This window comes from Clostridium sp. 1001270J_160509_D11, assembly GCF_015667935.1.
In the GTDB taxonomy this organism is placed as follows: Bacteria; Bacillota; Clostridia; order Peptostreptococcales; family Peptostreptococcaceae; genus Intestinibacter.
On the sequence record NZ_JADPET010000229.1, the window covers coordinates 1 to 2,517 of the forward strand.

A 2,517-nucleotide genomic window follows, 5' to 3' on the forward strand; every position below is an offset into this window, starting at 1 on the left:
GTCCAACTAGCGGAAATAACAATCTATCTTTGCAAATAACATCGAATTCACTTTCTTCAAGTTCGTCCAAATTTATAGTTATTATTCATTTTTTATTATTTAATATCTTCAAATATAACTTCTCCTGATTCTATATCGTACATAGCTGAAATGATTTTTAACTTATCTTGCTTTTCTAATTCACTTAAAACTTCACTTTTTTTCAAACATTCTACACCATATTTTGCATTTAATACTTCTGCCTTTCGTTGGTCTTTTTCAGTTCCAATAGCTTCTGAAACTTTTTCAGTTATAGACTTTATATAACTGTGTCCTTGATTTCTTACTGTTGCATCAACTGCTCCACAATGAGTATGTCCTAATACAACAATTAACTCAACTCCTAAATGTTCTGATGCATATTCTGCTGAACCTATTTCAAAATCTCCAATTATATTTCCTGCATTTCTTATAATGAATAATTCTCCCATACTTGCAGAAAAAATATGTTGTACTGGAACTCTAGAATCAGAACAAGTTATTATTGTTACATAAGGCTTTTGTCCCTTATTTTTTAATTCTTCACGCAGTTCCTGATGAAAAATTGATGGATTACTCTGACATTCTAAATAAAGTTTGCTACCTTTTTTTAATTTTTCTAGCGCTTCTAAATAATGCATACCATCTCTCCTTTTAATTATAATGTATGAAGTTTTTAAGTTTTTGCATTAATAAATTTAATTCCACAGCAAATTACAAATTCCTTTAAAATCTTATAATTTCTGCTTTTTAAAATTAATTTTTACCTATTAAAAAATCACATAAAAAATAGACCCTATATAAAAATAAGGTCTATTTCAAAGTTTATTATTTATGTTCTGCAAATTGTCCTTTAGATATTGCTTTTCTCTCTTCTTTTAAGTTGTATATTAATGTATTTAGTTTCCAGTCTATTGATACTTCTGTAACCATAGCAGTTAATGGTCTTCTTATTTTCATCTTTTTTAATCCATCTAAAAATCCAGAAACTCTAGTAGTCGGTATATTATTAAATATAATAGCTTTTTCACTCCATACTTCTTCATTATCATCAAGCATATTTCCGTCTAATATATCGTTTATTTTTGTATTTCCATTTTTGCTAGTTACAGCTATTCTATCTCTTATCCCAGCAAAATTGCTTACTGTTTTTATTGCTGCAAGTTCCTTAGCATTAAAATTAACTAATATCATGCAACTTCTATCATGTAAGTTTTGTTGTTCGTTTTCATTTATTTTTTTAAATGTCATAATTTATCTCCTTAAAATAAAAATTTATATTTTACTAACGTTGCTATTATCTGCAATTGTCGGTTTCTCTTTAATTTGAGCATGTGTCAATAATGTCAATATAGCACTTGTAATCAAAATAAAATAATATACTAATGCGCCATATAAAAGTACTGCATATCCCAATATTGATTTTGGAAATACGCCATTAAATATACTAAAAAATGTTATCTCATTAGCACCTATATTACCCGGAGTTGGTATAGGTGAAACAGCCATATATAAAAGTGTTTGTAAAGTTATTAAATAAACAAGATGATTTTGATTTAAATTAAATGATCTATATATCCAATAAGATATGCTAAAATACGCAGTAAGTTGGATTACTGTTAATACTGTTGTTTTAAATAATAACTTTTTATTTGTCATAAAAAATTTAACTGATATGCTGTATTCATCTATAAACTTATTTATTTTCTCTTCTTTATTTTTTAAAAACCCTAGAATTTTAAATTTTGAAATATGTTGTATTAAAAAACTACTTACAGCCTTTAGTTTTACAGGATTTAAAATTGCTAAAACTGCTATTAAAATGGTAAACGCATTTATTCCTAAACCAAGTATAACTAAAGATATTACCCCTAGTATTTGACTTTTTAATATTCCCATATTTAATACAAATAATACTGCACAGTATATAGTTACTACAGATTGATACAATAACGTTTTGTTTGTTATTATTCCTGTAGCTTCACCTAATGGAACTTTATATTTAGATAAAACATATATAAGCATAGGTTGGCTTCCAGATGCAAATGGTGTTACTAGGTTATAATAAAATCCCATACTAGCCAACTTAACGCCTAATAACTTTTCGTTTACTTTATATTGAGCATCAAGTATTTGTTTTAAAATTATTCCTTCTAAAATCATATATACTAAGATTGCACAGACTCCCATTACTATGTATTTTTTATTTATTATATCTTTTATTTTTTCTATAGAATTTATATCTAAATTTTGAAAAACTAAATAAACAGTAAAAATCATTAGAAATAATAGAAAACTATATTTTAATATTATATTCCTGTACTTCTTAAAAAACTCCATAATATTCTCCTCTTCACCCAATAAATATATTATATTGCTAATAAATAAAAATTTATTATATTTATGTATAAATATACTTTAAAGATTAATTATACCAAATATTTGTTTTACGGTTTATGATTAAAAATTATTTTTATTTTTTAAATTATATTATTTAAT

3 protein-coding genes are annotated in these 2,517 nt (G+C 25.0%); all 3 read right to left on the reverse strand.

Going from position 1 to position 2,517, the window contains the following annotated elements:
* Window positions 1-95: 95 nt before the first annotated feature.
* Window positions 96-659, reverse strand: coding sequence for a carbonic anhydrase (locus I4U58_RS13490; protein ID WP_195931851.1), 564 nt, complete (start codon window positions 657-659; stop codon window positions 96-98).
* Window positions 660-846: 187 nt separating this feature from the next.
* Window positions 847-1,269, reverse strand: coding sequence for a DUF3783 domain-containing protein (locus I4U58_RS13495; protein ID WP_195931852.1), 423 nt, complete (start codon window positions 1,267-1,269; stop codon window positions 847-849).
* A gap of 24 nt (window positions 1,270-1,293) precedes the next feature.
* Window positions 1,294-2,358: a lysylphosphatidylglycerol synthase transmembrane domain-containing protein gene (locus I4U58_RS13500; protein ID WP_195931853.1), complete on the reverse strand. Its 1,065-nt coding sequence runs from the start codon at window positions 2,356-2,358 to the stop codon at window positions 1,294-1,296.
* Window positions 2,359-2,517 lie beyond the last annotated feature (159 nt).